Here is a 25,947-nt window from a genome sequence, read left to right as displayed (position 1 = left end):
TAAGACGGAGGAACCATATGAAGCAACAACGGATCTTCCCCGGAGTCATCCTCCTGGGATTCGGTGCCTACTTCTATCTTCAACAGGCGCATATCATCTTATTCAGCGAATTTTTCACCTGGCCGACCCTGCTCATGATTGTAGGCATCGCCTTTCTGGCTCAAGGGTATGTCGGGAAGGACCATGAAGCGATCCTTCCCGGTACCATCCTCGTTGGATTCGGCCTGCACTTCCACCTTGTCAACCGGATGCCCGTCTGGCCGGATCATATGGGCGTATTCGTCCTGATCCTCGCCCTCGGCTTCCTTCTGCGCTATCAGAAGACGGGAACGGGGATGTTCCAGGGAGGGCTGTTCCTTGTCCTGTCGATCCTCATGCTGTTCTCAGATCGAACGGCAGGCTGGTTCGGCTTCCTTGGAGGTCAGGTCGGTTCCATCGTCAGCCTGTGGCCGTTCGTCCTCATCCTCATCGGGGCGTTCCTTCTTTTTTTCAAGAGGAAGTAAGCGTACATAAACACGATCCGTGTAGATTCTTTATGCCGCTCATGATTCCCGTGCAAGACTTCGCTTTCCGCGGGTAGCCCGTGAGCCTCCCCGGCACGCCACACCAGCTACTCTTCCCGCAGGAGTCTTCATCTTGCACTCCGATCAACCGCTGGAAACGATGAAATTTGAATGTTCATTAAACGAATTTAAAACCCGATTCATTTGCTTTATCGTAGGCAAATGATTCGGGTTTTACTATGACTAAAACATATTTGACTCAGTTTCTTTACTATGACTAACGTTCTTCTCCCAGTCTTCTTCTCTTATAATACTGCATCAAGGAACGCCTTGGTCCTCTCCTCTTTAGGCGAACCGAACATTTCCCCGGGATGCCCGACTTCCACGATCCGTCCGTCGTGCATGTAGACGACCCAGTCGGCCACCTCCCTTGCGAATCCCATCTCATGCGTGACGACGATCATCGTCATCCCCTCGTGGGCAAGCTGCTTCATCGTGGCCAGAACCTCGCCGACCAATTCGGGATCGAGGGCAGAGGTCGGTTCATCGAACAGCATGATATCAGGCTTCATTGCGAGGGCCCTCGCAATGGCCACACGCTGTTTCTGCCCGCCGGAGAGCTTCGATGGATAAACCCCTTCCTTATCGGCAAGTCCGACTTTTTTCAAAAGCTCCTTTGCTGACTTCCTGGCTTTGTCGCGGTCCATTTTTTTCACATGGACCGGTGCTTCCATGACATTCTCAAGGACCGTTTTATGGGGGAAGAGATGGAAGTGCTGAAACACCATCCCCACTTTCTCACGGATCTTGTTCAAATCATGCGTCTTCTGATCGATGTCGTCACCCTCGATGACGACTCTCCCCCCGTCCTTCAGTTCAAGGAAGTTGAGGCAGCGCAGCAGTGTACTCTTACCTGATCCGCTTGCTCCGATGAGACAGACGACGTCGCTTTCATTCACGCTCATATCAATATCTTTCAAAACATGGAGATCTCCGAACGATTTATTCAATTTCTCCACCTTGATCATTTCTTTACTCATGAGTATCCCCCCTTAATCACTTACCGATAGTCGTTTCTCTATGATGTTGACGATGATTGTAAACACGAATACGAGTACAAGGTAGTAAATCGCAACAACAAGCAGGTACGTCATATAATCGAAATTATTGGAGCCGAGTGTCGTCGCTACGCTGAATAGCTCGTACATGCCGATGAAAGAGGCAAGGGACGAGTCCTTCACGGCGATGATGAACTGATTCCCGAGTGGCGGGAGGGCCCGCTTGAAAGCCTGCGGGAGGATGATCCTCCTCATGGTCAGGCTCATGGACATTCCGAGGGATCGCCCTGCCTCCATCTGGCCGCGATCCACCGACTGGATCGAGCCCCTGAAGATCTCTGCAATATATGCCCCGTTGTGGAACGCGAGCCCCAGGGCAACCGCCCAGAAGCTAGGCAGATTGATTGAGGTGAGGCCATAGTAGAAGATGAAGATCTGGACGATCAACGGTGTCCCCCGGACGACGAAAATATATAAGTCCGCGATATACTGGAGGATCTTCACCGGTGAAATCTTTAAAAAGGCGAAAAACAACCCGATGACGATGGCAATGAGTACCGCGATGGCGGTGAGCTGAAATGTGAGCAGCATCCCCTTCAGGAAGATGGGGTATGTGTCGATTACAATCTTCAAAAAATCCATATGCTTTCCTCCCGGCTGTTTCATTTAAAAGACGGATGCGCATGAACTGCGCATCCGTCCCACGCTTACGCTTTACTCACTTGGATCTGTCGTAATATCTGAGTCGAAATATTTTTCACTGATTTTTTTCAGCGTCCCATCTTCCCTCAGTTTTTCGAGGGCGGCATCGATCTCTTTCAAGAGCTTGGGATTATCCTTGCTGACGGCGATGGCCTGCTCACTCCGTCCGAGGAGCTCCTTCGCGTCCAGCTTCATCCCAGACGAAATCGCTTCCTTACCGGTGACAAAGTCCGTTATGACAGCATCATGCTTACCCTTGCTCAATGCTTCCAGAGCCACGACATCACTATCGTACTGCGGGATATTATCCGTGACGGCTTCCGCTTCCTTGGCGTAAGATGAGCCTTTGGAAACCGCGATTTCTTTTCCTTTCAAATCGTCGAGGGTTTCGACGTCGCTATCAGGCCTCACGAAGATCTGCGGCCCGGAATAATAATACGGTGTCGAGAAGTCTACTTCTTTCGCACGATCCTCGGTGATGGTATGTGAAGCGACCGCTGCATCGAATCGTCCCGATTTCACGCCTTCCACGATCCCCGCGAATTTAAATTTCTTCTGATCAGGTTTAAGACCCAGCTCCTTGGCGACGGCTTCCGCCACGTCGATGTCGAAACCTTCCATCTTCCCTTCGCTATTCGTATAGCTGAAAGGCTTGAATTCACCAGATGCAGAGAAGGTGAAGGTATCCGCTTTTACGAGGTCAGCCCCGCCTTCGGTTGTTGCCTTTGATCCACATGCCGTGAGCATCACGGCGAGTGCGACGAAAAGCGTCAGTCTTGTCCAAATTTTCACGTGTATAACTCCCCCTCTTTTTTTCACTACTCTGAATAATTGTATCAACAATAAATAATATTCACAAAATTCAAATATCATGATATCATTCCATTTTTTACCCTATGCTAACTTGAGATAAACCCACCTCCTGTAAAGACAAGTATCCGCCCGGATCCTTATGGATGCTTTATATCCCTCGCCTTCATTAGTGCTTATTGCCTCTCCCAGGATAGAAAATGGAGCTATTATACTAGGATATTTAGATGGATGAGTCAGGCATGGAGGCGGAGCGTGCCATCCATCGTAATCCTTTCATTTAGTTGTACACATAAGTTAAAAACGCTTGGCGATCTGGCTATTCACCTTCCACTCAAGCGCTTCACATAAACTCCAAAGAAAAAAAGCGGTCCGGAATCAAATCCGGACCGCTTTCCATTTACTTATATCGTGCTCTGATGGCATCCCATGCCTTATCTTTCCCGAGTCCTGTTTCAGAAGAGAAGAGGACGCATTCGTCGCCTTCTTCCATCTTCAACGTATCACGGGTGATTTTGAGATGCTTCTGCCACTTGCCCTTAGGGATCTTATCGGCCTTGGTGGCGACGATGATGCAAGGGATTTCGTAGTGCTTGAGGAATCCGTACATCATGACGTCATCATTGGTCGGCGGATGCCTGAGGTCGACGATGAGGAGGACGGCCTTGAGTTGATCTCGGGACGTGATATACGTTTCGATCATCTTGCCCCAGGCTTCCCTCTCCTTCTTCGATACCTTCGCGAAACCATATCCGGGAACATCCACATAGTAGAGGGTCTCTTCGATTTTATAGAAATTCAACGTTTGGGTTTTACCCGGCTTCGATGAGATCCTCGCCATGCTTTTGCGGCCGATCATCTTGTTGATGAAAGAGGACTTCCCGACGTTGGAACGCCCCGCCAGGGCAAACTCCGGAAGATCACCTTCCGGGTACTGCTCCGGTCTGACGGCACTGATCACTAGCTCAACTTGATTTACTTTCACTTCTTTTCACCTACTAATGCTTTCTCTAACACTTGATCGATATGGGATACGAGGATGAAGGTCAATTCTTCACGGACGCTTTCCGGTATATCGTCGATATCTTTTTCATTGTCTTTCGGGAGGATCACGGTCTTGATCCCGGCACGGTGGGCGCTGAGGGTCTTTTCTTTAAGTCCTCCGATCGGGAGCACCCTTCCCCTCAGGGTCATTTCCCCGGTCATGCCGACTTCTCGGTCCACATACTTACCGGTGAGGGCCGATACCAATGCCGTCGTGATCGTGATGCCGGCAGACGGTCCATCCTTCGGCACGGCGCCTTCAGGAACATGGATGTGAATATCGTATTTCTCATGGAATTTTTCATCGATTCCAAGGGTTTTCGTATTCGAACGGACGAAGCTGAAGGCCGTCTGGGCCGACTCTTTCATCACGTCTCCAAGCTTCCCTGTGAGGACAAGCTTGCCTTTACCTGGTGCAAGGGAGACTTCGATCTGCAGCGTGTCTCCTCCCACAGAGGTGTACGCAAGTCCGGTGGATACACCGACCTGATTCTCAAGCTCGGCCTGACCGTAGCGGAATTTTTTCTTGCCGAGGAATTCCTCGATGTTCCTGGACGTGATCGTCACGCGCTTCTTGCTGCCGGAGACGATGATCTTCGCCGCTTTACGACAGATGGCCGCCAGCTGACGCTCAAGGCTCCTGACACCCGCTTCTCGCGTGTAGTAACGCACGATATCAACGAACGCCTCATCTTTCAGCTGCAGCTTGGATTTTGTCAATCCATGGTCACTGAGCTGTTTAGGCAAGAGATGATGTTTGGCGATATTCACTTTCTCTATCTCAGTATACCCTGCAATCGTGATGATTTCCATACGATCGCGAAGCGGTCCCGGAATCGTGGAAAGATCATTGGCGGTTGCAATGAACATGACCTTGGATAGATCATACGTTTCTTCTATATAATGATCGCTGAAATTGGAATTCTGTTCAGGGTCGAGCACCTCAAGCATGGCACTGGATGGATCCCCGCGGAAATCACTGCTCATCTTGTCGATTTCATCGAGAAGGAAGACGGGATTCACCGTTCCGGCTTTCTTCATGCCGCGGATGATCCGCCCCGGCATGGCACCGACATACGTACGGCGATGACCGCGGATCTCTGATTCATCACGCACGCCGCCAAGGGATACACGGACGAAATTGCGCCCGAGGGATTCGGCCACAGACCTGGCGAGACTGGTCTTCCCGACGCCTGGAGGGCCCGCCAGACAAAGGATCGGTCCTTTCAGGGAGCGTGTGAGCTGCTGGACGGCAAGGTACTCAAGGACGCGCTCCTTCACTTTTTCAAGTCCGTAATGATCCCGGTCGAGGATCATTTCAGAACGGTTGATATCGAGCTGGTCTTCTGTCTCCTTCGTCCACGGAAGGGAAACGAGCCATTCGATGTAGTTGCGGATGACGGAGCTTTCAGCAGAGCTTGAAGGCACCTTTTCATAGCGCGCAAGCTCCTTCAAAGCCGTTGCCTCAATGTCTTCCGGCATGCCTGCTTCTTCAATCTTCATCGTAAGGTCTTCCACTTCGCCCGTCTTGCCTTCCTTATCGCCGAGCTCTTTCTGGATCGCCTTCATCTGCTCACGCAGATAGTATTCCTTCTGGGTCCGTTCCATGGAGCGTTTGACGCGCTGACCGATCTTTTTCTCCAATGAAAGGACTTCCTTCTCATTGTTGATGATCTCGATCACCATCTGCAGGCGCTCTTTGATATCCTGTGTTTCGAGGATATGCTGCTTTTCTTTGATCTTCAAAGGCAGATGGGATGCAATGATATCCGCAAGCCTGCCCGGCTCCTCGATATCCGCCACAGTGGAATAGGTTTCAGCGGATACTTTTTTTGAAAGCTTTATGTATTGTTCGAAATAGTTCAGCAACGTCCTCATCAGGGCATCGAGTTCAGAATCCTTTTGCTCGGAATCACTGTATTCATCCACTTCCACTTCATAGAAGCCCTGGTCATTGGAATAGGAAGAGATCGTCCCACGGTTGAGTCCTTCCACAAGGACGCGGATCGTTCCGTTCGGAAGCTTCAGCATCTGCTTCACCTTCGTAAGGGTCCCCATCTCATAAAAATCATCCTGGGTCGGTTCGTCTATATCAGAATCCTTTTGAGTCGTCAAAAAGATCATATGATCATCCATCATGGCTTTTTCCAAAGCCTGCACCGAGCGCTCACGCCCGACATCCAAATGCAGGACCATCGTCGGGTAAACCAACAGGCCTCTTAATGGGAGGAGGGGAACTGTTCGTTTTGTTTGATTTGCCATATCTTACACCTCCGGATTTATGCTCTAAGCCTTTGTACAATTCTATCTTATTTACTAGGTAGTGTCTATTAAATTGGACTTGCCGGATGTACTGAGGAAAAGCCGATCGGGAATCACCCGAGTCGGCCATGATTACATGCTTTTCTTGTTTTTTGCATCGTCCATGACGTCTTTGACAAGGGCCAGCTCCATCACTTCTTTGAACTCTTTGACGGGAATCACTTCGATGCCGCCCACTTCATGAAGGAGGGACTGCTCATTCTCGTGCGGAATGATGACGAGATCCGCCCCTGCAGCCTTGGCCCCTTTGATCTTCGGATAGACCCCTCCGACGGGTTTCACCTTCCCGTGAATGCTGATTTCACCCGTAAGTGCGATGTTGTGCCTGACGGGAAGCCTGTAGATCGCGGAGTAGATGCCGAGTGCCATGGCGATACCCGCCGAAGGTCCGTCCACCGGGACTCCACCTGGGAAATTCACGTGGATATCGTATTGGTCTGCCGGGACCCCCATGGAGCGGAGGACGGTGATGACGTTCTCGATCGATCCTTTGGCCATGCTTTTCCGGCGGATCGATTTGCCTTTATCCCCGATGCTCTCTTCTTCCACGATCCCCGTTACATTGACTCCGCCCTTATCCGCTGCCGGAATGACGGTGACTTCGATTTCTAGCAGGGATCCGGAATTCGGTCCTGTCACAGCGAGGCCGTTGACGAGACCGACTGTCGCCTCCCTGTTGATTTTCTTCTCATGCCTCGGGGACATCTGGGTCGATTGAATGATCCATTCCAATTCATGATCGGCAATATGATCGCGATTTTCCGTGATGGCAAGACCGGCCGCGATCTGGACCAGATTCACCGCTTCACGGCCATTCCTCGCGTAGGACGCAAGAATCTCCAAACCTTCCTTGCTCACGGATATATTCACCTTTTTGGCTGCCCTTGCGCAGATTTCTTTCACTTCTTCCCTCTCAAGCTCACGGAAAAATACTTCCATGCAGCGGGAACGGATCGCCGGCGGAATTTCATTCGGCGTCCTCGTCGTGGCCCCGACCAAACGGAAATCTGCCGGGAGGCCGTTTTTGAAAATATCGTGGATATGACTAGGGATCTGATGATTTTCCTCATTATAATATGCACTCTCAAGATAAACCCTGCGGTCTTCCAGTACCTTTAATAATTTATTCATTTGGATCGGGTGTAATTCCCCGATTTCATCAATGAACAGCACGCCCCCGTGGGCATTGGTGACAGCACCTTGCTTCGGCTGTGGTATTCCGGCCTGTCCCATGGCTCCTGCTCCCTGATAGATGGGATCATGCACCGATCCGATGAGGGGATCCGCAATGCCCCGCTCATCGAATCGCGCAGTCGTCGCATCAAGCTCCACAAAAACGGCCGAGGTCATGAACGGGGATTTCATATTCTTTTTCGCTTCTTCCAATACAAGTCGCGCAGCTGCCGTCTTCCCGACCCCTGGAGGACCATAGATAATCACATGCTGTGGATTGGGACTGCACAGCGCTGCCTTCAGGGACTTGATACCATCCTCCTGGCCGACGATATCGTCAAAGCTTGCCGGGCGGACCCTTTCAGAAAGGGGTTCGGATAGGGAGATCGAGCGCATCTTCCTAAGCTCCTCCATTTCCTTCTTCGATTCACGGTCGATGGATACTTTTTGTGTCCGTTGGTTCTTCAGGAGATTCCAGAAATACAGTCCGATGATGATGCCGAAAAAAAGCTGGATAAACAGCGCGATACTTGTAAAGCTCATATAGTCATCCTCCAGTTGGTTCAAGTTGTTACGGGTTAGTATCTCCCCGTCCGTTTGGGAATAACCATAAAATTTGGTGGCGACAGCGGTGCAAAATCACGAAAAAAGCCGGTAATCCCATGGGGGATTACCGGCTTTTGATTAGGATCATGCTGAAGTTTTTTCTTCATTCGGATCGATGATCGTACCATCTTCGAGCATCAGATGAGGAGTTGCATCCTCAAGGATGGTTTCCTTCGTGATGATGCATTTTTTGATGTCATCACGGGACGGAAGGTCGAACATGACGTCGAGCATCATGGTTTCAATGATGGAGCGCAGTCCACGGGCACCCGTTTTGCGTTCGATCGCTTTTTTCGCGATTTCGAATAGGGCCTCTTCAGTGAAATCAAGCTCTACATCGTCCAGCTCAAGCATTTTTTGGTACTGCTTCACAAGAGCATTCTTCGGCTTGGTCAGGATCTCAACCAACGCTTCCTCATCAAGAGGAGTGAGGCTTGAGATGACCGGAAGACGACCGATGAACTCTGGGATCAGTCCAAAACGGAGAAGATCTTCCGGAACGACTTTCGCAAGGAGGGATTTATCCTCTTTCACTTCAGCGTTCTTCGGATCAGAGCCGAACCCGATGACTTTTTGGCCAAGTCGGCGTTTGATGATCTGTTCGATTCCATCGAATGCCCCACCACAGATGAAGAGGACATTGGATGTATCGATCTGGATGAATTCCTGATGAGGATGCTTACGGCCACCTTGTGGCGGAACGCTCGCAACGGTTCCTTCAAGGATCTTCAAGAGAGCCTGCTGCACACCTTCACCTGATACATCACGCGTGATCGACGGGTTTTCGGATTTACGGGCCACTTTATCGATTTCATCGATATAGATAATTCCTTTTTCCGCTTTCTCCACATCATAATCCGCAGCTTGGATCAGCTTCAATAGGATGTTTTCAACATCTTCCCCTACATAACCGGCTTCGGTGAGGGACGTTGCATCCGCGATGGCAAATGGAACGTTCAAGATGCGTGCAAGAGTCTGAGCAAGAAGCGTCTTACCGCTACCTGTCGGACCGATCATGGCAATATTACTTTTGGATAGTTCCACGTCATCCACTTTGCTGTTTGAATTGATCCGTTTGTAGTGATTATAAACGGCTACAGCAAGGGATTTCTTCGCTTGATCCTGTCCGATGACATATTCGTCAAGGATTTCACGGATCTCACGTGGTTTCGGAACATCCTTGAATTCCACTTCTTCTTCTGTACCGAGCTCTTCTTCCACGATTTCCGTGCAAAGCTCGATGCATTCGTCACAAATATATACGCCCGGTCCAGCTACCAGCTTACGGACCTGGTCTTGTGTTTTACCGCAAAAAGAACATTTCAACTGCCCTTTTTCATCGTTAAATTTAAACAATGACGTTCACCCCTTCGTTTGAGCTTAGTAAAAATCGTAATGTTTCATCACACGAACGATTTCCTGCTTTCCAATTACCATGAGTTATGTATTGCATTCTATCACATTATATGTCCGTAACGAAATTGATACGATTCTTATCAATCATCTTATTATGTATTGAGGATTTTAGCAAATTATTTACATAGCCGGAAGCGGGAAGATCGAAACGGGATGAAGGATTTTTTTACCCCTGCTTCTTAAGGTTTATCCAAAACCGGGGGTTCTTATTCTTCATAGAGATATTTCCCCTAAGAGCCGCTCGTCTAAACTTCCTAAAAGAGGGTAGAAAACAAGGCGCACTGAGCGCCTTGTCCCTACTATCATATATTGATTATGCTACTGTTTTGCTGTTATCTACAAGGAATTCCAATGCTTTGCGCACTTTAAGGTCTGCTTTCAACGTATCAAGTCCGCCTAGGGCTTGCTTGATGTTGTCAGCTGACATGTTGTACTGCTCAGCCATTTTATTCACTTCTTCTTCCGCTTCTTCGTCTGTCACTTCAAGATTTTCCGCTGCTGCGATCGCTTCAAGCGTTAGGTTTGTGCGAACACGTTTGCCAGCATCTTCTTTCATTTGACCGCGAAGATCTTCTTCTGATTGACCAGAGAATTGGAAGTAAAGCTCAAGGGTCATGCCTTGCATTTGAAGACGTTGACCGAATTCTTGCATCATGCGGTCCACTTCAGCGTCAACCATGACGTCCGGGATTTCCACTTCAGCATTTTCAGAAGCTTTTTCTACTAGTGCTTCACGTACTGCTGTTTCCGCTTCAGTCTTTTTAGACTCTTTCAGGCGGTTTTCGATTTTTTCTTTCAGTTCAGCAAGTGTTTCCACTTCTTCATCTGCGTCTTTAGCGAACTCATCATCAAGTGCTGGAAGTTCTTTCGCTTTGATTTCGTGGATTTTCACTTTGAATGTAGCTGCTTTACCAGCAAGCTCTGCCGCATGGTATTCTTCAGGGAAGCTTACCTCAACGTCTTTTTCTTCGCCTGCTGCAACGCCTACAAGCTGCTCTTCGAATCCTGGGATGAACTGACCTGAACCAAGTTCAAGTGAGTAGTTATCCGCTTGGCCGCCTTCGAATGCTTCACCGTCAACGAATCCTTCGAAATCCATTGTCACTGTGTCGCCTTCTTCAGCTTTGCCTTCTTCTTTCACAACAAGCTCAGCTTGTTTTTCTTGAAGGGAAGTAAGTTCAGCTTCTACATCTTCAGCTGTTACTTCATCGTCCACTTTTTCTACTTCAAGACCTTTGTAATCGCCAAGCTTCACTTCAGGTTTCACTTGAACTTTTGCTGTGAAGACAAGGTCTTTTCCTTTTTCCATTTGCTCTACGTCGATTTCCGGACGATCGATCGGCTCGATTCCAGTTTCTTCGATCGCATTAGCATATGCTTCAGGAAGGATGATATCCAAAGCATCTTGATAAAGAGATTCTACGCCGAAACGTTTTTCGAACATGCCACGTGGCATTTTACCTTTACGGAATCCTGGTACGTTTACTTGTTTCACAACTTTTTTGAACGCTGCGTCAAGACCTTCGTTCACTTTAGCTGCTTCTACTTCAATTGTAAGAACACCTTGGTTCCCTTCTTGCTTTTCCCATTTTGCAGACATACAGTTCCCTCCAACAATCTATAATTGATTTTTATTTTACGCATAGTAGTAGATAGTCCCGATTGAATCTAGCACTATCATCGTAATTATATGAAAGACTTTTACATTACAACCACTACATTATAACATACAGCTTCTGTCTTTCAAGAAGTAGCACTTAAATATTCGGTGAAGAAATTTCTTCAAGTTCGTGAATGAAAGCAAGGATCGTTTTGCTCTCTCCTTCATCCATCTTTTCCTGCAGATCCTTCTCCAAGTCTTCGTCCCCGAGGATGCCTGCCGCATAGTGACCATAGGCAAGGGCGATGTCATCGGGATCCCATTCCATATCGAAGGGATAGAGGAGGAAGGCATGGCGCTTCAGCACTTCTTCTGCATGGCGGATCAGGGACGGGCTGTCCTGAAGGAGGAGCTCCTCCAGGGAAAGGACCGCTTCACGGAATGCATCCGACGTGAAAACCTCCGGAAGATTCTCCGGCTGAACGAATCCTTCCCTTCCAAGCTTTTTCACGAGGATCTCACTTGCCACCCCATGCTCCCTCAAGACATTCACGATCATCGTCTGGACGAAGGGATGCATGTCTTCATCCTGCAGGCTGTTTTCGAGTTCCTGCCTGTACGGCCTGATATTCCGCTGAACCAATCCGGCTGTGATGATGATCTGTTCTTCAAGGCTTTTTCCTTCGAGAAGGGGAGACCCATGGGCTTCTTCACCTGCTTCGTCTACCGGTGCATTCAACATCTTCTCGCTGAACTGAAGGAGCTTCCTGAAATGCTCTTCCTTCTCAAACGGGACTTCCTTTTCATCGAAGAGGGCATGGAGTGTATCCACCACATCCTGATGCTCATGCAGCTGGATGAGGATCATCAAGTACATGTCGACCGTTTCGAAGTAATCACCGACCCCTTCAAGGAGCATCTCCCGGCAGATTCCCTGCGCCTCCTCATACTCCTTGCACTCATAGAGGGCAAGGACGAGGGCCGTGCTGATTTCGGGATTCAACGATTCAAGCTCGTAGGCCTGTGAAAGAAGATCGCATGCTGCATGCGCATCCCCCTCCTCCAGGGCTTCCACCCCTTTTTCGAATAATCGGTCCTTCAGACCGGGAAAGGCGATCACCTTCCCGAACTCATCTTGATTTGTCATAATTCGTACCTGCCTAACACTAGAATTGCTTTAAGTGTAGCATGATTGCTGTTGGAGCACAAAATGGCGGCTGAATCCTCTTATAATGCAAAAAAATACCCCGCCGATGGGCGAGGTATTGTACGAATGCAGTCATCCGACTGCAGTATGTATGATAGATGGCGTCCCAGGCGAGATTCGAACTCACGACCTACAGCTTAGGAGGCTGTCGCTCTATCCTGCTGAGCTACTGGGACAACTTTCGTTTCAAGCAGTGCAAGTAATAGAATACCCCAGAACCGAGTGGAATTCAAGGTTTTTTTCTTCTTTCAATCTATTTTTTTATGAGATGGCCAGAATAGAAAAAAAAAGCCCCATTAAAATGGGGTTCACTCGACCGGCGTCAGGACCGTGGGCATGGTCGATTCAATGATGTCACCTTCATCGGCAAAGAAGATATGCTCGGAAACCCCGTAATCCGATCCGAGGATCTGATTGACCTTAAGATCACCAAAGCTACTGTATACAACGAAGTTGCCACTTTGACCGGCTGAACTGGCGGAATACCTCAAAGCCTTTACATCCTTGCCGACGATGAAGGTACCGGAAGGCAGGCTGACGGGAGCGGCATCGAGCTTCTTGATGTCGCCTTTCCTGGACTTGATGTCTTCATCCAGACCGGCGATTTTAGTTTTCTTCTCTTTGATCTTGTCATCCAGGGCCTGCGCTTCCTTCTTAAGCGAATCGATTTCTCCCGCTCTTTCATGTGCTTCATCGATAATGGAGGCGGCCTCCGCTGCTTCTTCTTCCTTATCACTCAGAGACGAAATCGCGCGTTCAAGCTCATCCGTTTTAGAGGAAAGCTCTTTTTCTAACCCTTCCAATTCCCCCGTTTCCCTTCAAGGGAAGAAAGATTCTCATCGTACGATTTCTTCACTCCGTCCACTTCCGCACGTGCGCTGCTGTACCCAAACCACGTACATAGCGAGATGAGAACAAGGACGCTCACGACTCACACCCAGACCTGCCACTTCTTGATCCACCCGAAACCCTTCACCCTCACTTCTCCCCTCATTCCGGCTATACAAGACGGGACGAAAGGCACAGTTTATGGAACTAGTATATCGGGACGGCTTGGGCCATATTCACGAATTCTTCAAGGGGGACGGCAGATTGATAAGCGAACCCTCTTCCTGTTTCAGATGTCTTGCCTGCATCCACAGAAAACCAGATAGACAATAGACAACAAAAAAACATCCTGTGTTGAAAAATTCAACACAGGATGTTTGTCGTAAGTCTCAGGAGAGATTCGAACTCCCGACCGTATTAACATTGTTTATCTTGAAATTACTTTCCGGTACCAAAAAAACTGATACTCCCTCTCAACAAGGTATTCTAACTTCGAGCCTATATTCCACTCAGAACAGGAATAATTAGGAGTATCAATGTAATAAGGAAAACGCATTTAAAAAAATTTCATTTTTTTATTACTTTGCAGGAAAATTTATCCTTAATGTCGAAATATTATGTCGAAGGGGGTGAGCAAAATGTCATTTTCACAGGAAAAGAAAGAACAAATTGTCGCGGGGCTAAATCACAAAGGTGCAAATAAACCATGTGAACGGTGTGGCAACGAATCTTTTGAACTGCTGGATGGATATTTCAGACAAGATGTTCAAAATGACCTGCATAATGTTAATTTAGGTGGTCCGAATGTGCCAACCATTGCAACAGCGTGTTCTAATTGTGGAAACTTAAGTTTTTTTGCAGTTGGGGCTATATTGCCAGCAGATATGACCAACGAATAATGAATTAGAAAACATTCCCTCCGGAATGTTTTTCTTATTTTAACAAGGGTTTATCCTATATTTAATAATTGGAGAATTGGTGAACTATGAAATTTCAAAAAACTATTCAATCCGCTAAGGTATTTCTGGATGGTATTTTATCTTTGGTTATCTTACATTTATGGATGGTAATACATTCACGCCTTCCAACCTTTGGTGATTATCAATAGTGACTTCTTCTAGATACTTTGTGTTAGTCAATTTTCAAGATTGATTAAATATAAAAAGGAAATCGTTTAATTATTGTTCACGATACCCATTTAGTTGCATTTGTCGGTGAATCAATTCTAATAATTTTTAGCCCCCTCCATTTTGCAATTTGTTCTGACTTTGCTTCCAATCTCTTCGCCTTATTAAACCTTCGAAAATACTTTTTTAGCCATAAAAAAACTTCCAAATATTCTATTTGGAAGTTTTTTCTCAGTTCGATATTTTTTTGTTGAAATGCGTTAAAGTTTGTATCGCATTAATGTTTATATCGTCAAAGTGTTGGTACGTCCCAGGAGAGATTCGAACTCCCGACCGACGCCTTAGAAGGGCGTTGCTCTATCCAGCTGAGCTACTGGGACATGTGCATTATGTAAGCGTCCGTGTTTCTTAAGGACATTTATTATTATATTCGTATATCAAAGGAAAGTCAACGGTTTTTCAAAAAAACTTCCGGTATTCATTTGGAGTAAAAAAGAGCCTGCATGGCAGGCCCTCCCTTTACATGTCGAATTCGATTTCCTCGACGAGTTCGTGTTTTTCCGTCAGGAATTTCACGTGGATCTTGTGCTTCGTTGTTTCGATGAGGGCGTAGGTTTTCTCGTGCCTTCCCCTTGGCAGGAGGATGCTGCCTGGATTCAGGAATAGGATCCCGTCCATCAGCTCCGCCCCCAGTTCATGGGAATGACCGAAGAAGACCATATCGGCTCCCAGTTCTTCCGCTTTGTACTTCAGCTTCATCAATGACATCTTAATTCCGTATAAATGCCCGTGGGTCACGAGGAGGCGCCTGCCGTCCCCTTCCTCGAGATGCGTCTCGGGGAATCGTTGATCCATGTCGCAGTTACCGCGGACCACTTTGAAATGGTCCAGGACTTCATCATCCGCCCGCAGTTCGGAATCCCCGCAGTGGATCATGACGTCCATCTTTCCCGCATACATCCTGGACAGGTCGGCCAGCTCTTCCTTGGACCCGTGGCTGTCGCTTACAACTAAAATGTTCATCTACTCACCCTTTACACGAAGTCGGATAGTCTCTCTCTCAATTGATCCAGTGCGTGTCCGCGATGGCTGATGCCCCGCTTTTCTTCCGGCGTAAGCTCTGCCATGGCCTTGCCGAGTGACGGGACGAAGAAGATCGGATCATACCCGAACCCATTGCTTCCCCGCTTTTCTTCAAGAATGACACCTTCACACGTTCCATTCACGGTCTCCGTCTTCCGTCCAGGGCCGGCGATGGCCAGTACACAATGGAAACGGGCCGTGCGGTTTGCTTCGTCGACTCCTTCGAGCTCCGAAAGGACCTTCTCCATATTCGCTTCATCGCTTTTCGCTTCCCCGGCGTAGCGTGCGGAATATACACCTGGACGGCCGTCGAGTGCGTCGATGCTCAATCCCGAATCATCGGATATGACGAGGCAGTCGAGCTCTTTTGCCACTGTCTCGGCTTTCAGGACGGCATTCTCTTCGAACGTGACACCAGTCTCTTCCACGTCTTCAATATGTGGTAAATCTAGTAATGTTTGTACCTCATAACCATATGGCTTAAACATGAGTTCGAATTCTTTCGCTTTTCCCCTGTTCTTGGTTGCGATGATGACGTTCTTTGCCATAGTTTTCTCCATCCCTTACTGTATTCTGTCTGCGAGTTCACCCAGTACGTCCTTTTGAATGTCAAATAGTTCACGGATCCCGGTCTGGCCGAGTTCAAGGAGTTCCTGAAGCTGATTCATCGTGAATGTCGCTTCCTCTCCTGTCCCCTGCAGCTCGACGAATTCTCCTTCGCCCGTCATGATGATATTCATATCCACCATGGCCTGGCTGTCTTCTACATAGTTCAGATCGAGCACTGCCCCATGCTCTTCCACGATCCCGACGCTGGTAGCGGCGAGGAAGCTCTTGAGCGGGAAGCTGCTGATCTTGTTCTGATCCTGAAGTTTTCCGAGAGCAAGGGCCATGGCGACGAACGCTCCGGTGATGGACGCGGTCCTTGTCCCACCGTCCGCCTGGATGACATCACAGTCGATCCAGATCGTACGTTCTCCCAGCGCTTCCAGATCCACGACGGCACGCAGGGCCCGTCCGATCAGACGCTGGATTTCCATTGTTCGCCCTGAGATCTTTCCTTTGGACGATTCCCTGATATTCCGCGTGTCGGTCGCTCGCGGCAGCATGGAGTATTCGGCAGTGATCCAGCCCTTTCCGCTATTTCGCATGAACGGGGGTACGCGGTCCTCGATGCTTGCGTTGCAAATGACCTTCGTCTCACCTACCGTGATCAGCACCGAACCTTCCGGATGCTTGATATACCCCGTCTCGATTTCAACCGGTCTAAGCTCCATCTTCTGTCTTCCATCGTATCTCATTGAAGTCCCTCCTGTTTCGTGCTTCCTCCCAATGGGAGTATATGTACTGCTGTTCTTTTCTAAAAAAAAGAGAAGAGGCGGCTAATGCCCACCTCTACATGTTAGCTTCTTCTATAGTATATCAAAAATGCACGGTCAGAAACCAATCGCATTGACATTTTCCGGCCGGGTGACCGGTTCTGTCACAGCTTCTCCATCCTTCGCGACAGACGCCGCTTCCCCGTTCACTTCAACGGATACTCCCTTGATATCCTTTTGCTCCGTCAATGAGAGGACGAGGGCGTTCAGCATATGCTCGGAAACGAGTTTTTCCTCCACGCTGCCGTATACGCCTTCATTGAAGTTCAACGTTACATTCCCATCCTTGATCTTCGGATCATCAAGTAGTTCCGCCCCGGTGAAATCGCTGACGAGGGAGGATGCATACCCCGGTCCTTCGATGAGCTCATTCACCACCGCTTTCACGTCATCGGTTTCATTTGAACTCACCCGCTTCGTGACTGGAACATAATATGTTTCCTTATCGGTCTGGGACACGTAATACACCGTCAAAGGCTTGGTGCTTGTCGGATCGGCAACCCCGCTCGTATCGACGTTGATACCGGTCTTCCGGGTCAGACCGTCTTCACTGATCGGCGTTCCGGCCACCGGCATTTCCGTCAGCGGATATCCGTTTACGCGGAGCTCCACTTTCTCAACGGAATCAAACTGGGTCAGGGTCCAGGTGATGGACTCGAGGATCCGCTGCTCGTCTTCAGGCTGATACTCCTTGAATTCAGGAGAGAAGTCGGCTACCGCCACCCCGTCCTTGATGTCGACGGATACCTGCGTATCAGCCGGGATCACCGCCCTGAATCCGTTCGGCAGCACTTCCTGCACCGGACCGTTCACGACGAGATGTTCAAGGGCCTGTTTGGCCACGCTTTCTTTCCCCGGCAGCGGGATGGACTGGGAAACGACGTACCCGTTTTTGTCGATAAGATAAAGTTCCGTCATGACACTGTTTTCAGTCGCTTCTTCTTTTTTGGCAGAGGTTTCCTTGCCTTCTTCTTTTTTGGCTGTATCTACTTTCTCACCTTCTTTTAAGTACGAGGTATCCTGAGGGGGGTCGATCTTTTCCTTCTTATCCCCAAAACTGAACAACCCACACCCCGACAGATACACAGAAGATGCTAATACCGTTACTGCAATGGACACTTTCGCTTTTTTCGCCATCGGTAAACCTCCTAGAAAGACAGTTTGTACTACTATGTATACGAGCCCTTCGGGAAAATAGACCGAAACTTTCTTAAAAACTTCCGTTCTTTGAAAATGGCCATAAAAAAACACCCGCATTAGTCAATGCGGATGGTTTCGGCCCTGATCTCCCCGTCGAGCCAGTCGGAGGCGATCCCGGAGAAGATCGTAGAGGAGCCCGTCGTGAAGAAACGGTGCTCAGGGGGATGGACCCCTCTATATAGTAGATTGTAGTAATCCAGGATCGTACTCACTTCACTCGCCGTCTCGTCTCCCGAGCTGATGACGCTCACAGAAGGACCCATGAATGCCTGGATCTTCGACTGCAAAAGCGGGTAATGGGTGCAGCCCAGGATCAAGGTATCAAGATCAAGCCCCTTGAGTTCTTCAAGGGTTTCACTGATAATGCGATCGGCCACGTCACTTCCATATTCCCCGCTCTCCACGAGAGGTACGAACTTCGGACAGGCGAGGGATGACACCTCGAGCCCCCCATGAAGGGAGTGCAGGGCATCGGGATAGGCTTTGCTGTTCACGGTCCCGATCGTACCGAGTACGCCTACCCGTTTGTTGCGCGTCCGTTTGATCGCCGCCCTTGCTCCCGGATGGATGACCCCGATCACGGGAATATCCAGATGCGTCTGGATTTCATCCAGGGCGGCGGCCGTTGCCGTGTTGCAGGCAATGATGAGCATTTTCATATCATATTGCAGGAGGTACCGGGTCATGTCCCAGGTGAACTGCCTGACTTCTTCCACGGTCCTTGGACCATATGGGCATCTCGCTGTATCCCCTAGATAATAGATGGTTTCTTTCGGTAGCTGGCGCATGATTTCCTTGGCCACCGTCAGGCCACCTACGCCAGAGTCGATCACGCCTATAGGTTGAATCACATTATTCCCTCATTCTGGTTTGATTTCTAGATGTAATTTCGAGAGGTTTTGCTGAAGCTGAAGCACTTCATCGTATGAGAAATCCGACAGCACGCTCTCCAAATAATTCTGCCTTTTATTGATCACTTCTTCAATGATCCTTTCGCCCTCTTTCAGCATATGGATCCTGACGACACGCCGGTCCTTCTCATCCCTCACCCGTTCCACTAGCTGATTCTTTTCCATCCTGTCCACGAGGTCGGTCGTCGTACTGCAGGCAAGATACATCCGGTTCGACAGATCACCGATCGTCATATCGCCGAATTCAAACAGCCACTGAAGGGCGATGAACTGAGGAGGTGTGATTGTATACTGACTGAGGATTTCACGCCCTTTTTGTTTGATGATGGACGAGATATACCTTAGATCTTTTTCAATATCCGCTACCACTCCGGCCGCGGCCGCATCCTTCACATTTTCCATTCCAATTCCCCTTTATCGTTAACGTCTCGTATGTACATCCGATTTCAGCGTACACATCCTTATAAGCATTTTCACCTTTTTTTGCGAAAATTTCAAGGAGTAGCTTTTAAGAAGCCGGATGTCTTACCTGTGACCATATGAAAAGAGACTGACTCCCCTCCAAACAATCCCACGAATCGTTTGCCGTCCGAATCAGTCTCTTATGGTTAAAGCTTTAGTTCCCCCATGCGAAGAAGCTCTACAACAGCTTGAGATCGCCCCTTCACTCCAAGCTTTTGCATGGCGTTGGAAATATGATTCCGAACTGTTTTCTCACTGATGAATAAATCACCAGCAATTTCCTTGGTGGTTTTGTCCTGTACCAACAGTTCGAATACTTCTTTCTCTCTTTTGGTGAGCAACGGTTTGTGTGTAAAATCATTGTCCTTCAATTATGGTAACCCTCCTTGCCTTCGCCAGCTTTAAACCGCGGGGATGGGTATTGTCGGTCGTCAAAATATCATATGTGAAGAGCTGGGTCAGAGTGACATGGAGGAACGACTCTCAGAAAAAATAGGCAGCCGTTATGAAATCGATCCAGAAGGGCTCTCATTGAACCTGTTCTTCATTTCAACCGTCCATGAAGCACCTTTCCCGGTCCTTTTTGATATTTGGACCATAGTTCCTCTTCCGACGAAGCAGATGTCATCCTTGGCGTTCAGGCCCATATAATGCAGGTCGACAGATGAATTCCCGATCTCCCCTGCCTTCACAAAGAGCCTGATATGCTCATCGAAATAAACCTGCTTCGCAAAATCACACTGAAGATCAGCTACGACGATCATCGTTTCATGATCGGGCTTCACCCAGTCCTGCATGAATCCAAGGCTCTTGAAATAATCGATCCTTGCCTGTTCAAAGTAAACAAATGGAACGGTATTGTTCATATGGCCGAACATATCCACCTCTGAAAACCGCACCTTGACATCGATGAAAAATGAAAACCCTTCCTTCCACGTATTTACATCCTCAATATATGTAACGTTCTTCATTTTGGCTCCTCCATTCACGTATTTATGTGGCGCATATTCCCCAAAAGGGATGCTTTCTTCGATTTGAATGGTTAAAAAAAGCACTTTCCATCCGGAAAGTGCTTTTCAATGTTGTTTATGAATCCACCATGTGGTCGCTTCCGAAGAAGTTTTTGAACATCTGGAATGTGGTCTCCCTGTTCAACGCTGCGATGGACGTTGTCAAAGGGATGCCCTTCGGACAAGACTGCACGCAGTTTTGAGAGTTCCCACAGTTCGCCAGTCCGCCGTCGCCCATGATGGCTTCAAGACGCTCATCCTTATTCATGGCACCCGTCGGATGCGCATTGAAGAGGCGTACTTGTGATAGCGGAGCAGGACCGATGAAGTCAGATTTGCTGTTAACATTCGGGCAAGCCTCAAGGCAAACACCACATGTCATGCATTTTGAAAGTTCGTATGCCCACTGGCGCTTTTTCTCGGGCATACGCGGACCAGGTCCAAGATCGTACGTACCGTCGATCGGGATCCAGGCTTTCACTTTCTTCAGGCTGTCGAACATCCTGCTGCGGTCCACCTGCAGGTCGCGGACGACCGGGAAGGTGCGCATAGGCTCAAGACGGATCGGCTGCTCAAGCTGATCAATCAGGGCCGTACAGGATTGTCTCGGTTTCCCGTTGATGACCATGGAGCAGGCTCCACATACTTCCTCAAGGCAGTTCATATCCCAGTTGATCGGCGTCGTGCCTTCCCCTTTCGCATTGACCGGGTTACGACGGATCTCCATCAAAGCGGAGATCACGTTCATATTCGGGCGATAATCAAGGGAGAATTCTTCTTGATAAGGGGCGGCATCCGGGCCTTCCTGACGGGTGATGACAAAACGGATCTTTTTCTCAGCCATTAGTTAGAACCCCCTTTTTTCTTAGAATAGTCACGTTTACGCGGTTTGATCAATGATGTATCCACTTCTTCGTAATGGAACTCCGGTGCATTGGCGGAAGCATTGAACTTCGCCATGGTCGTTTTGAGGAAATCCTCATCATTACGTTCAGGGAATTCCGGCTTGTAGTGGGCACCGCGGCTTTCATTCCGGTTCAATGCCCCGATGGTGATGACGCGGGCTAGCTGCAACATGTTCCAAAGCTGACGCGTGAACATGGCACCCTGATTGCTCCACTTCGCCGTATCATTGATGTTGATCTTTTTATAACGCTCCATGAGCTCTACGATTTTCTTATCGGTTTCCACAAGTTTGTCATTGTGACGGACCACGGTCACGTTATCTGTCATCCACTCGCCAAGCTCTTTGTGGATCACGTACGCGTTTTCGGTTCCGTCCATGCTCATGATCTCGTTCCATTTCTCTTGCTCCTGTTTCACATGGCGCTCGAATACGGATGCAGGTACGGTTTCGACTGAGCTTTCAAGCCCCTCGATGTACTTGATTGCATTCGGGCCGGCCACCATACCGCCATAGATCGCGGAAAGGAGGGAGTTGGCTCCAAGTCGGTTCCCACCATGCTGGGAGTAATCACACTCACCGGCAGCGAACAGTCCAGGGATATTCGTCATCTGATCGTAATCGACCCAAAGGCCGCCCATTGAATAGTGGACCGCAGGGAAGATCTTCATCGGCACTTTGCGTGGATCATCACCCATGAACTTCTCATAGATTTCGATGATGCCGCCGAGCTTGATGTCGAGTTCCTTGGAATCCTTATGGGACAGATCAAGATACACCATGTTCTCTCCGTTGATGCCGAGCTTCTGATTCACGCACACGTCAAAGATTTCACGCGTCGCGATATCACGCGGTACGAGGTTTCCGTAAGCCGGGTATTTCTCTTCGAGGAAGTACCAAGGCTTTCCGTCTTTGTACGTCCAGACGCGTCCGCCTTCCCCACGTGCCGATTCACTCATGAGGCGCAGTTTGTCGTCCCCTGGAATCGCGGTCGGATGGATCTGGATGAACTCACCGTTCGCATAATACGCACCCTGCTGATACACGATGGAAGCAGCGGATCCTGTATTGATGACGGAGTTCGTTGATTTTCCGAAGATGATGCCGGGTCCTCCCGTTGCCATGATGACGGCATCGGCCGGGAATGACTGGATCTCCATCGTTTGAAGATTCTGGGCGACGATCCCGCGTGCCTTCCCTTCGTCATCGATGATGACACCGAGGAATTCCCATCCTTCATATTTATTCACGAGCCCTGCCACTTCATGGCGGCGAACCTGCTCGTCCAATGCGTACAATAACTGCTGACCGGTTGTTGCACCGGCAAACGCAGTACGGTGATGCTGTGTTCCACCAAAGCGGCGGAAGTCAAGCAGGCCTTCCGGTGTCCGGTTGAACATGACGCCCATACGGTCCAAAAGGTGGATGATGCCAGGTGCTGCTTCTGTCATGGCCTTGACCGGCGGCTGATTCGCCAGGAAGTCGCCTCCATATACCGTATCATCGAAATGTTCCCAAGGAGAATCTCCTTCTCCTTTTGTATTGACCGCTCCGTTTATGCCACCCTGTGCGCAAACGGAGTGGGAGCGTTTAACTGGCACCAATGAAAATAGATCGACCGGTGCGCCTTTTTCTGCTGCTTTGATGGTGGCCATCAGACCGGCTAAGCCACCACCGACTACGATGATTTTCCCTTTACTCATCGTCCTTCACTCCTTTTCCTACCAAACTTCAGAGCACTTGCATGATCTATTGAATGTGTTCCTTATACGATAAAAGCAAAGATGGCGCGCATACCCACGATGGAAAGCGCAAGGAAGATCCCGATCGTCACGTATGTAGCGATGCGCTGCGAACGCGGTGTGACCGTGATTCCCCAGCTGACGCAGAATGACCATAGGCCATTGGCGAAGTGGAAGATCGTAGACAGGACACCCAGCACGTAGAATGCGACCATGAACGGGTTGGAGAATATCTCCTCCATCATTTGGAAGTTCACTTCTGCGCCAAAGAATACGGCGACACGTGTCTGCCAAACATGCCATGTGACGAAGATGAACGTGATGACGCCGGATACACGTTGAAGAAGGAACATCCAGTTACGGAAGAATCCGAATCTGCTGGCGTTATTCTTGGACGTGAACGCAATGTAGATTCCATAGATCGCATGGAAATACAATGGAAGGAAAATGATGAAGATCTCCAGGAAATAGCGGAAAGGTAGACTTTCCATGAAATGTGCTGCCTGGTTGAACGATTCTTCCCCGCCAGTGGCAAAGTGATTCACCACTAAATGTTGCGTTAAGAATAATCCAACCGGAATCACACCTAGTAATGAATGAAGCCTGCGAAAATTAAACTCTCGATTTCCAGCCATGATTTACCCCCCTTAATCATAAAATATGAATCTTCCAACTAATCTCCGCATAAAAATTAGATTTTTATTCATATTTTATATTGTAACAATTATGTGACACATCCATTTTACTCCCATGGAGTGACAGCGTCAAGAAAACGTATACATAAATTCGACAATATCGGAAAAATAATTTAGCCTGGCATTTGTCACAAAATCGTAAGAAAATTCAATCAAAACAAACAGGATTTGTTATAGCGGCAAAATATCCCATGCATACTTTTTTTCGAGTATGGGATGATTAATTCCCCACTCATGTATATAATAGTTTTATAGAAAGAGGGGATATATTTGGAACAGAAAAAAGAAGAAGTCGTAGAGTCCCAGTCCGTTCCCGTCTTCGGATATGAACTGATACGCGATCTGCTGCTACCCGATATCCTCGGGAAACACACACCCGATATTCTGTACTGGGGCGGTAAACAGCTTGCCAGGAAATTCCCCCTTCCATCCAACGATGAACTGATTTCATTCTTCCGTGAAGCCGGATGGGGAGACCTCGCCATCGTCGAGCAGAAGAAGAACGAAATCACGTTCGAACTCAGCGGGGAATTCGTCAAGCGCCGCAATTCTTTGAAATCGGATGCCTCCTTCAAACTGGAAACGGGCTTCCTTGCCGAATTTGTCCAAATGCAGAATAAATTCGTCACCGAAGCGACTGATGAACTACATAAGCGAAACCGGACCGTCAAGATCACGGCAGTCTGGGATGACAAAGACAGGGTCGAATGACCACAGAAGGCCGGGCCGCTCCCACGAGGAGCGGCCCGGCCTTTTTTGTGATCACAGGGTGATCTCTTCCACCTTCACTTCGTCCAGGTGGAAGGAGGAATGGAGCACCTGTGCCGCTTTATTCATGAGATCCTCGTCCACGACGACGGATACTTTGATTTCAGATGTGCTCACCATCTTGATCGTGATCCCGTTATCTGCGAGCACTTCGAACATTTCTGCCGCAACACCCGGATTCGAGATCATGCCCGATCCGACGATGGATACCTTCGAAAGTCCCCCCTCATATTCCACATGGGTGAATCCGAGGGATTCTTTATGCTGTTCAAGGACCTCGAGGGTCTCATCGAGATCATGGCCTTTAATGGAAAACGACAGATTGGTCGTATTCTGTTCCGTTTGACTCTGGATGATGATATCGACATTCAGATGATGCTCCGCCAATGTTGTGAAGATCGAAGATAGCCCCTTCAACGCATTATTCAGACCGAAGACCGTCACCCTTGTGATTTCATTCTCAAACGCTACGCCGCGTACAACTAGATTTTGTTCCATGCTTGCTTCCTCCTCAATATAAGTACCTTCGATCCTCTCGATGCTTGAACGGACTTCCAATGGAATCTGATAGTTTTTGGCAAATTCCACGGCCCTCGGATGGAGGACGCCCGCCCCAAGATTGGCAAGCTCCAGCATTTCGTCATAGGAGATGCTGGAAAGCTTCCTTGCTCCTGTTATATAACGGGGGTCGGATGTGTAGACCCCGTCTACGTCTGTATAAATGTCGCAGCGTTCCGCCTTCAGGGCTGCTGCGATGGCGACAGCCGTCGTATCGGATCCGCCACGCCCAAGGGTGGTGATCTCACCTGATGCAGTCATCCCTTGGAATCCGGCCACGATGACGACCTTCCCTTCATTCAGATGGGATGCCAATTTTTCCGTATGGATATTGGTGATCCTGGCATTGCTGTGGATGGACTCCGTTTCGATCCCGGCCTGCCAGCCCGTAAACGAAATCGCGTCCTGGCCGACCTGGATGAGGGCCATCGTCAAGAGTGAGATGGTCACCTGCTCTCCCGTTGAGAGAAGCATATCCATTTCACGCTTGCTCGGCTGCGAGCAGATTTCCTTTGCCATGCCTACAAGGGCATCCGTCGTTTTTCCCATTGCGGAAACGACGACGACGACGTCATTCCCCTTTTCCTTCTCTTCCACCACACGTGATGCCACATGCTGAATTCGTTCCACTGATCCCACCGAAGTTCCGCCAAATTTCTGAACGATTATACCCAATGCTTCTCCCTCTTTCTTCTTGATTGGATGCGGAGCACCCTGATGGATTAGAGCTACTATCTGATTCCGGCCTTCAGCATCCACTTTGAAGGACACCGTCGTGCAGCAGGTATAAAAAAAAGCAATGAGACGAAGCATCTCATTGCTTTTTGAACACTGCATAC

General features: G+C 48.8%; 27 protein-coding genes and 2 tRNA genes. 3 read left to right on the top strand and 26 right to left on the bottom strand.

Annotated elements, in window-relative coordinates; translation table 11 throughout:
• The first annotated feature begins 17 nt into the window (after positions 1-17).
• Positions 18-503 (top strand): LiaI-LiaF-like domain-containing protein, encoded by a 486-nt coding sequence (locus AF331_RS01210; protein WP_053426412.1) that lies wholly within the window; start codon positions 18-20, stop codon positions 501-503.
• Between the two features lie 305 nt (positions 504-808).
• Here the strand turns inward: AF331_RS01210 and AF331_RS01205 are convergent, their stop codons facing one another.
• The 13 genes from AF331_RS01205 to AF331_RS22990 all read right to left on the bottom strand — a co-directional run bounded on the left by AF331_RS01205 (position 809) and on the right by AF331_RS22990 (position 13,599).
• Positions 809-1,543, bottom strand: a complete 735-nt coding sequence (locus AF331_RS01205; RefSeq protein ID WP_053426411.1) for an amino acid ABC transporter ATP-binding protein — start codon at positions 1,541-1,543, stop codon at positions 809-811.
• Between the two features lie 12 nt (positions 1,544-1,555).
• A complete protein-coding gene (locus AF331_RS01200) occupies positions 1,556-2,203 on the bottom strand; it encodes an amino acid ABC transporter permease (protein ID WP_048006267.1) in 648 nt (215 codons plus the stop codon).
• Between the two features lie 72 nt (positions 2,204-2,275).
• Positions 2,276-3,010 (bottom strand): transporter substrate-binding domain-containing protein, encoded by a 735-nt coding sequence (locus AF331_RS01195; RefSeq protein ID WP_235576342.1) that lies wholly within the window; start codon positions 3,008-3,010, stop codon positions 2,276-2,278.
• A gap of 463 nt (positions 3,011-3,473) precedes the next feature.
• The gene (gene yihA / locus AF331_RS01190) at positions 3,474-4,058 is read right to left on the bottom strand and encodes a ribosome biogenesis GTP-binding protein YihA/YsxC (RefSeq protein WP_053426409.1); all 585 of its coding nucleotides are present in this window, start codon (positions 4,056-4,058) and stop codon (positions 3,474-3,476) included.
• On the bottom strand, positions 4,055-6,379 hold the full coding sequence (gene lon / locus AF331_RS01185; RefSeq protein ID WP_053426408.1) for an endopeptidase La: 2,325 nt from the start codon (positions 6,377-6,379) through the stop codon (positions 4,055-4,057). Before lon ends, yihA begins: the two co-directional genes overlap by 4 nt.
• Positions 6,380-6,511: 132 nt before the next feature.
• The gene (gene lonB, locus AF331_RS01180; RefSeq protein WP_048006272.1) at positions 6,512-8,155 is read right to left on the bottom strand and encodes an ATP-dependent protease LonB; all 1,644 of its coding nucleotides are present in this window, start codon (positions 8,153-8,155) and stop codon (positions 6,512-6,514) included.
• 147 nt (positions 8,156-8,302) lie between these two features.
• Positions 8,303-9,574, bottom strand: a complete 1,272-nt coding sequence (gene clpX, locus AF331_RS01175) for an ATP-dependent protease ATP-binding subunit ClpX (protein WP_053426407.1) — start codon at positions 9,572-9,574, stop codon at positions 8,303-8,305.
• A 373-nt stretch (positions 9,575-9,947) separates the two neighbouring features.
• On the bottom strand, positions 9,948-11,234 hold the full coding sequence (tig, locus tag AF331_RS01170; RefSeq protein WP_053426406.1) for a trigger factor: 1,287 nt from the start codon (positions 11,232-11,234) through the stop codon (positions 9,948-9,950).
• Between the two features lie 157 nt (positions 11,235-11,391).
• Positions 11,392-12,381 (bottom strand): tetratricopeptide repeat protein, encoded by a 990-nt coding sequence (locus tag AF331_RS01165; RefSeq protein ID WP_053426405.1) that lies wholly within the window; start codon positions 12,379-12,381, stop codon positions 11,392-11,394.
• A 159-nt stretch (positions 12,382-12,540) separates the two neighbouring features.
• A tRNA-Arg gene (locus tag AF331_RS01160) sits at positions 12,541-12,617 on the bottom strand.
• A gap of 132 nt (positions 12,618-12,749) precedes the next feature.
• Positions 12,750-13,244: a hypothetical protein gene (locus AF331_RS01155; RefSeq protein WP_053426404.1), complete on the bottom strand. Its 495-nt coding sequence runs from the start codon at positions 13,242-13,244 to the stop codon at positions 12,750-12,752.
• Positions 13,232-13,369 carry a hypothetical protein gene (locus tag AF331_RS22270; RefSeq protein ID WP_160316472.1) on the bottom strand — a complete coding sequence of 46 codons (138 nt, stop codon included), beginning with the start codon at positions 13,367-13,369 and terminating at the stop codon, positions 13,232-13,234. The genes AF331_RS01155 and AF331_RS22270 overlap by 13 nt, the downstream gene beginning before the upstream one ends.
• Positions 13,370-13,476: 107 nt before the next feature.
• Positions 13,477-13,599: a hypothetical protein gene (locus tag AF331_RS22990; protein ID WP_268785984.1), complete on the bottom strand. Its 123-nt coding sequence runs from the start codon at positions 13,597-13,599 to the stop codon at positions 13,477-13,479.
• A gap of 308 nt (positions 13,600-13,907) precedes the next feature.
• Here AF331_RS22990 and AF331_RS01150 point away from each other — a divergent pair, with 308 nt between their 5' ends.
• Positions 13,908-14,168: a hypothetical protein gene (locus tag AF331_RS01150; protein WP_053426403.1), complete on the top strand. Its 261-nt coding sequence runs from the start codon at positions 13,908-13,910 to the stop codon at positions 14,166-14,168.
• A gap of 534 nt (positions 14,169-14,702) precedes the next feature.
• Here the strand turns inward: AF331_RS01150 and AF331_RS01145 are convergent.
• The 12 genes from AF331_RS01145 to AF331_RS01090 all read right to left on the bottom strand — a co-directional run bounded on the left by AF331_RS01145 (position 14,703) and on the right by AF331_RS01090 (position 23,722).
• Positions 14,703-14,776, bottom strand: a tRNA-Arg gene (locus tag AF331_RS01145).
• Between the two features lie 139 nt (positions 14,777-14,915).
• Positions 14,916-15,419 (bottom strand): metallophosphoesterase, encoded by a 504-nt coding sequence (locus AF331_RS01140; RefSeq protein WP_053426402.1) that lies wholly within the window; start codon positions 15,417-15,419, stop codon positions 14,916-14,918.
• An 11-nt stretch (positions 15,420-15,430) separates the two neighbouring features.
• On the bottom strand, positions 15,431-16,027 hold the full coding sequence (locus AF331_RS01135) for an XTP/dITP diphosphatase (protein ID WP_053426401.1): 597 nt from the start codon (positions 16,025-16,027) through the stop codon (positions 15,431-15,433).
• Positions 16,028-16,042: 15 nt separating this feature from the next.
• Complete coding sequence (gene rph / locus AF331_RS01130; RefSeq protein ID WP_048006279.1) at positions 16,043-16,780, bottom strand: ribonuclease PH; 738 nt, start codon at positions 16,778-16,780, stop codon at positions 16,043-16,045.
• Between the two features lie 135 nt (positions 16,781-16,915).
• Positions 16,916-17,995 carry a GerMN domain-containing protein gene (locus AF331_RS01125; RefSeq protein ID WP_053426400.1) on the bottom strand — a complete coding sequence of 360 codons (1,080 nt, stop codon included), beginning with the start codon at positions 17,993-17,995 and terminating at the stop codon, positions 16,916-16,918.
• A gap of 119 nt (positions 17,996-18,114) precedes the next feature.
• Entirely contained in the window at positions 18,115-18,909 is a 795-nt protein-coding gene (gene racE / locus AF331_RS01120; RefSeq protein WP_053426399.1) for a glutamate racemase, read from the bottom strand.
• Between the two features lie 9 nt (positions 18,910-18,918).
• A complete protein-coding gene (locus tag AF331_RS01115) occupies positions 18,919-19,371 on the bottom strand; it encodes a MarR family winged helix-turn-helix transcriptional regulator (RefSeq protein WP_048006282.1) in 453 nt (150 codons plus the stop codon).
• 206 nt (positions 19,372-19,577) lie between these two features.
• Complete coding sequence (locus tag AF331_RS01110; protein WP_048006283.1) at positions 19,578-19,802, bottom strand: helix-turn-helix domain-containing protein; 225 nt, start codon at positions 19,800-19,802, stop codon at positions 19,578-19,580.
• A gap of 132 nt (positions 19,803-19,934) precedes the next feature.
• Positions 19,935-20,402, bottom strand: a complete 468-nt coding sequence (locus AF331_RS01105; protein WP_053426398.1) for an acyl-CoA thioesterase — start codon at positions 20,400-20,402, stop codon at positions 19,935-19,937.
• A gap of 115 nt (positions 20,403-20,517) precedes the next feature.
• The gene (gene sdhB, locus AF331_RS01100; RefSeq protein WP_053426397.1) at positions 20,518-21,285 is read right to left on the bottom strand and encodes a succinate dehydrogenase iron-sulfur subunit; all 768 of its coding nucleotides are present in this window, start codon (positions 21,283-21,285) and stop codon (positions 20,518-20,520) included.
• Entirely contained in the window at positions 21,285-23,048 is a 1,764-nt protein-coding gene (gene sdhA, locus AF331_RS01095) for a succinate dehydrogenase flavoprotein subunit (protein WP_048014823.1), read from the bottom strand. Before sdhA ends, sdhB begins: the two co-directional genes overlap by 1 nt.
• 62 nt (positions 23,049-23,110) lie before the next feature.
• On the bottom strand, positions 23,111-23,722 hold the full coding sequence (locus tag AF331_RS01090) for a succinate dehydrogenase cytochrome b558 subunit (protein ID WP_048014824.1): 612 nt from the start codon (positions 23,720-23,722) through the stop codon (positions 23,111-23,113).
• 330 nt (positions 23,723-24,052) lie between these two features.
• On the opposite strand from AF331_RS01090, the gene AF331_RS01085 reads away from it, so the two are divergent.
• Positions 24,053-24,493: a YslB family protein gene (locus tag AF331_RS01085; RefSeq protein ID WP_053426396.1), complete on the top strand. Its 441-nt coding sequence runs from the start codon at positions 24,053-24,055 to the stop codon at positions 24,491-24,493.
• Between the two features lie 51 nt (positions 24,494-24,544).
• Here AF331_RS01085 and AF331_RS01080 read toward each other — a convergent pair whose 3' ends face one another.
• Complete coding sequence (locus tag AF331_RS01080; protein ID WP_053427726.1) at positions 24,545-25,783, bottom strand: aspartate kinase; 1,239 nt, start codon at positions 25,781-25,783, stop codon at positions 24,545-24,547.
• Positions 25,784-25,947: the final 164 nt, after the last annotated feature.

Origin of the sequence: Rossellomorea marisflavi (assembly GCF_001274775.1) — a bacterium.
GTDB classification, from domain to species: Bacteria; Bacillota; Bacilli; order Bacillales; family Bacillaceae_B; genus Rossellomorea; species Rossellomorea marisflavi.
The sequence above is the reverse complement of the archived record's forward strand: the minus strand, read 5'-3'. Positions and strand labels throughout refer to the sequence as shown.